The sequence below is a fragment of the Streptomyces sp. NPDC093018 genome (assembly GCF_040684035.1).
GTDB lineage: Bacteria > Actinomycetota > Actinomycetes > Streptomycetales > Streptomycetaceae > Streptomyces > Streptomyces murinus.
This window is the reverse complement of the sequence record NZ_JBFBFF010000040.1, coordinates 1-4,696: the sequence shown is the minus strand read 5'-3', so window position 1 is coordinate 4,696 and position 4,696 is coordinate 1. Positions and strand designations below refer to the sequence as shown.

Below are 4,696 nucleotides of genomic sequence, written 5' to 3'. Positions count from 1 at the left end.
CGCGACGGTGGTGGACGCGGTGGACGCCGAGTTCTGGGACACGGTGGAGCGCGAGGATCTGCAAGCCCTCGCCGAGACCCTGGACATCGGCGCGGGCGACACCTTCGGCGACGTACTCCCGCGACTGTCGTCATGGCGGCGGCAGCGCAAGGAGCGGTCCGCCATGGACAGTTGGCGCTACGGCATCACCTGGAAGGCCATCCCCGACCCCTCCCCGCAGAGCCCCGCCCGCAGCGGCGTATGGCTGGTTCCGGTCGGTGCCGCGCACCTCGGCGACGACTGGGTCACCGCCTGTCTGCACGGGCTGACCGAGCGGGGCCTGACCACGCTGCCCATTCCGGTCGAGCCCGCCACGGACCGGGCGGAGCTGACGGCCCAACTCGCGGGGGCCGTCGGCGACGAGACCGTGGCAGGTGTCCTGTCGCTGCTCGCCGTCGACGGCGAGGCCGCCCCGGCGGCCGCCCCGCTGACCCTCGGCGTCGCGCTGTCCGTCCTGCTCGTCCAGGCCCTGGGCGACGCCGGCATCGACGCCCCGCTGTGGTGCGTGACCCGGAACGCGGTGGGCGTGAGCGCCACCGAGACGGTGGCGGACCTCCACCAGTCCCAGGTCTGGGGGCTCGGCCGCGTGGCGGCGCTGGAGCACGCGCGGCGCTGGGGCGGCCTCGTGGACCTTCCCGGCACGGTCGACGACCGGATCACCGGCCGCCTGGTCGCGGTGCTCGGACAGTCGGCCGAGGACCAGGTCGCCATCCGCGATCGTGGCGTGTTCGCGCGGCGCCTGTCGCGGCTGCCCGCGGCCCGGAACGACCGCTCGTGGTCGCCGCGCGGCACGGTGCTGATCACGGGTGGCACGGGTGCGCTGGGCGGGCATGTGGCCCGCTGGCTCGCCGGTGCGGGCGCCGAGCATCTGGTGCTGACCAGCCGTCGCGGTCTCGACGCACCCGGTGCCGCCGCTCTGAAGGAGGAGTTGGAGGCAAAAGACGTACGGGTGACCGTCGCCGCGTGCGACGTCGCCGACCGTGCGGCACTGGCCGCGTTGCTCGCCGCGCATCCCGTCGACGCCGTGGTCCACGCGGCCGGCACCGCCGAGGCGGGGATGCTCGCCGAGACGAGCCTCGGAGACTTCGCGGCGACGGTCGCCGCGAAGGCCCTCGGCGCCCTGCACCTCCACGAACTGCTCGGCGAACGGGAACTGGACGCCTTCGTGCTCTTCTCCTCCATCTCCGGCGTCTGGGGAGGCGGCGGGCAGGCGGCGTACTCGGCCGCGAACGCCTTCCTCGACGGCCTGGCGCGACACCGGCGGGACCGGGGCCGCACCGCGACCGCCGTCGCCTGGGGCCCCTGGGCCGACGGCGGCATGGTCGCCGACACCGGGGACGAGGAGCGGCTGCGCCGCCGCGGCCTCACCACGCTGCGGCCGGACCGGGCCATCGCCGCACTGCACGGCGCGCTGAGCGGCGCGGACGGTACGGTCACCGTGGCCGACGTGGACTGGGCGCGGTTCGTCGTCCCGTTCACCGTCAGCAGGCCCAGCGCACTGCTGGGCGACCTGCCCGAGGTCAGGGACGCCCTCGCGGAGCGGCGGCCCGCCGGGCAGGGCGCGGAGCCGTCCGCGCTGCGGGAGAAGCTGGCCACGCTGTCCGAGGACGAACGGCGGCGCCTGCTCGTGGACACGGTGTGCGCGCACGCGGCGGCCGTACTCGGCCACAGCGGCGCCACGGCGGTGGAACCGGACCTGGCGTTCCGGGACCTCGGCTTCGACTCCCTGACCGCGGTGGAACTGCGCAACCTGCTCACCGCCGACACCGGGCTCACCCTCCCCGCGACCCTGGTCTTCGACCACCCGACCCCCGAGGCGGTCGCCCGCCACCTCGGAAGCCAACTCGCAGGCGGACAAGGCCCGGACGAGGTGTCGGTCTTCGGCGAACTCGACCGGCTGGAGTCGCTGATCGGGACGGCCGCCACCGCCGAGGAGACGGTCCGCTCGGGCGTGCGCAGGCGGCTCCAGGAGCTGCTGACCTTGATGAACACCGCCGGCGAACAGCACATCGCAGCGGCCGACGCACAGCGGCAGCTCCAGGACGCGACGGTCGACGACATCTTCGATCTGATCGATCAAGATCTAGAAAATTCCTAGTTCTTGGCGCTCTACCTTTGACGACAGCCGAGGACGGATGAGGCGGATGAGCAGCAACGAAGACAGGCTTCTCGAATATCTCAAGCGCGTCACCGGGGACCTTCGCCAGGCCCGGGAGCGCCTGCGTGAGGTCGAGGAGAAGAACCAGGAACCCATCGCGATCGTCGGCATGGCGTGCCGGTATCCGGGCGGGGTGCGTTCGCCCGAGGACCTGTGGCGGCTGGTGGCCTCCGGTGGTGACGCGGTCGGGGAGTTCCCGGCGGACCGCGGCTGGGACGTGGACGGCATCTACGATCCGGACCCGGAGGCGGCCGGTAAGACGTACGCGCGGCACGGTGGATTCCTTTACGACGCGGGGGAGTTCGATCCGGGGTTCTTCGGGATCTCGCCGCGTGAGGCCGTGGCGATGGATCCGCAGCAGCGGTTGTTGCTGGAGACGACGTGGGAGACGTTCGAGCGTGCCGGTATCGACGCGGAGTCGGTGCGCGGCAGCCGTACCGGAGTCTTCGTCGGCTCCGGCTACCAGGACTACGTCAACCTCCTCGTCGGCGTGGGCGGCGAGTCCGACGGCCACCTCGGGACCGGCAACTCCGCCAGCGTGATGTCCGGTCGTATCTCCTACACCTTCGGCCTTGAGGGCCCGGCCGTCACCGTCGACACGGCGTGCTCGTCCTCGCTGGTGGCACTCCACTGGGCGATCCAGGCGCTGCGCGGCGGCGAGTGCTCCATGGCACTGGCCGGCGGAGTGCAGGTGATGACCACACCCACCCCGTTCGTGGAGTTCAGCCGCCAGCGCGGGCTGGCCCCCGACGGCCGGTGCAAGGCGTTCGGTGCCGGTGCGGACGGCACCGGGTGGGCCGAGGGTGTCGGCATGCTGCTGGTGGAGCGGCTGTCCGACGCCCGCCGCAACGGGCACCAGGTGCTGGCCGTCGTACGGGGCAGCGCGGTCAACCAGGACGGCGCGTCCAACGGTCTGACCGCGCCCAACGGCCCCGCGCAGCAGCGGGTCATCCGCCAGGCCCTGGCGTCGGCCGGGCTGTCTCCCGCCCAGATCGACGCCGTGGAGGCGCACGGCACGGGCACCACGCTCGGCGACCCGATCGAGGCGCAGGCCCTCCTCGCCACCTACGGCCGGGAGCGCCCCGAGGACCGGCCGTTGTGGCTGGGCTCGCTGAAGTCCAACATCGGTCACTCGCAGGCCGCCGCCGGTGTCGGCGGCATCATCAAGATGGTCATGGCGATGCGTCACGGCGTGCTGCCCCGGACCCTGCACGTGGACGAGCCGACGCCGCACGTGGACTGGTCGGCGGGTGCGGTGCGGCTGCTGACGGATGCCGTGGACTGGCCGGAGACGGACCGCCCGCGCCGCGCCGCGATCTCGTCGTTCGGTGTGAGCGGCACCAACGCCCACACCATCATCGAACAGGCACCGGCCCAGGACGAGGAGCCCGCCGCCGACACCGCCGCCGACGGCCCCCTGGCATGGGTGCTCTCCGCCAAGAGCGACGCGGCACTGCGGGACCAGGCGGCCCGGCTGCTGCCCCTCGCACGCGGCGCGGCCCGGCCGCGGGACATCGGGCTCTCGCTGGCCACCACCCGCGCGGCCCTGCGCCACCGGGCCGCCGTCGTGGGGGAGGACCATGCCGAACTCCTCCTCGGGCTGGAGGACTTGGCCGCCGGGAACCCCTCGCCCCGGGTCCTGCTGGGCCGTCCGTCCGGCGGCAGGACCGGCTTCCTCTTCTCCGGTCAAGGCTCGCAACGCCTGGGCATGGGACGCGAGTTGTACGCCGCGTACCCCGTCTTCGCCGCCGCCTACGACGAGGTGTGCGCGCGGCTGGACATGCCGGTCGACGTCGACGCCGAGTCCCTGCACCAGACGGGGTGCACGCAGCCCGCGCTGTTCGCGGTCGAGGTGGCCCTCTTCCGGCTCCTCGAATCCCTGGGCGTGCGGCCCGACTTCGTGATGGGCCACTCCGTGGGCGAGATCGCCGCCGCACACGTGGCCGGCGCGCTCTGCCTGGACGACGCGGCGAGACTGGTCTCGGCCCGCGCCGCGCTGATGCAGGCACTGCCCACGGGCGGCGCGATGGTCGCCGTACAGGCCACCGAAGAGGAAGTCCTGCCCCACCTCACCGACGCCGTGAGCATCGCCGCCGTCAACGGCCCCTCCTCGGTGGTCGTCTCCGGTGACGAGCAGGCGGCTCTGGCGATCGCCGCGACCTTCGCCGAACAGGGCCGCAAGACGTCCCGGCTGAAGGTCAGCCACGCGTTCCACTCGCCCCTGATGGACCCGATGCTGGAGGAGTTCGCCCAGGTCGTCCGCGGCCTGACCTTCGAGAAGCCGCAACTCCCCGTCGTCTCCAACCTCACGGGCCGGCCCGTCGAGACCTACACCCCGGAGTACTGGGTACGGCACGTCCGCGAGGCGGTGCGCTTCGCCGACGGTGTCCGGACCCTGCGCGAGCTGGGGGTGACCACGTTCGTGGAGATCGGCCCTGGCGGTGTCCTGAGCGGTATGGCGCAGGGGTGCCTGGACGGGGCCGTGACGGTGCCGGTGCT

The 4,696-nt window shown here is 73.0% G+C and carries 2 protein-coding genes; both read left to right on the top strand.

From position 1 onward, the window contains the following. Nucleotides 1-2,137: SDR family NAD(P)-dependent oxidoreductase (locus AB0N90_RS37510; protein WP_365203962.1), on the top strand; the 2,137-nt coding region annotated here is incomplete at its 5' end. Between the two features lie 46 nt (nucleotides 2,138-2,183). Beyond that, the coding region (locus tag AB0N90_RS37505) for a type I polyketide synthase (protein ID WP_365203959.1) at nucleotides 2,184-4,696 on the top strand (2,513 nt) is incomplete at its 3' end.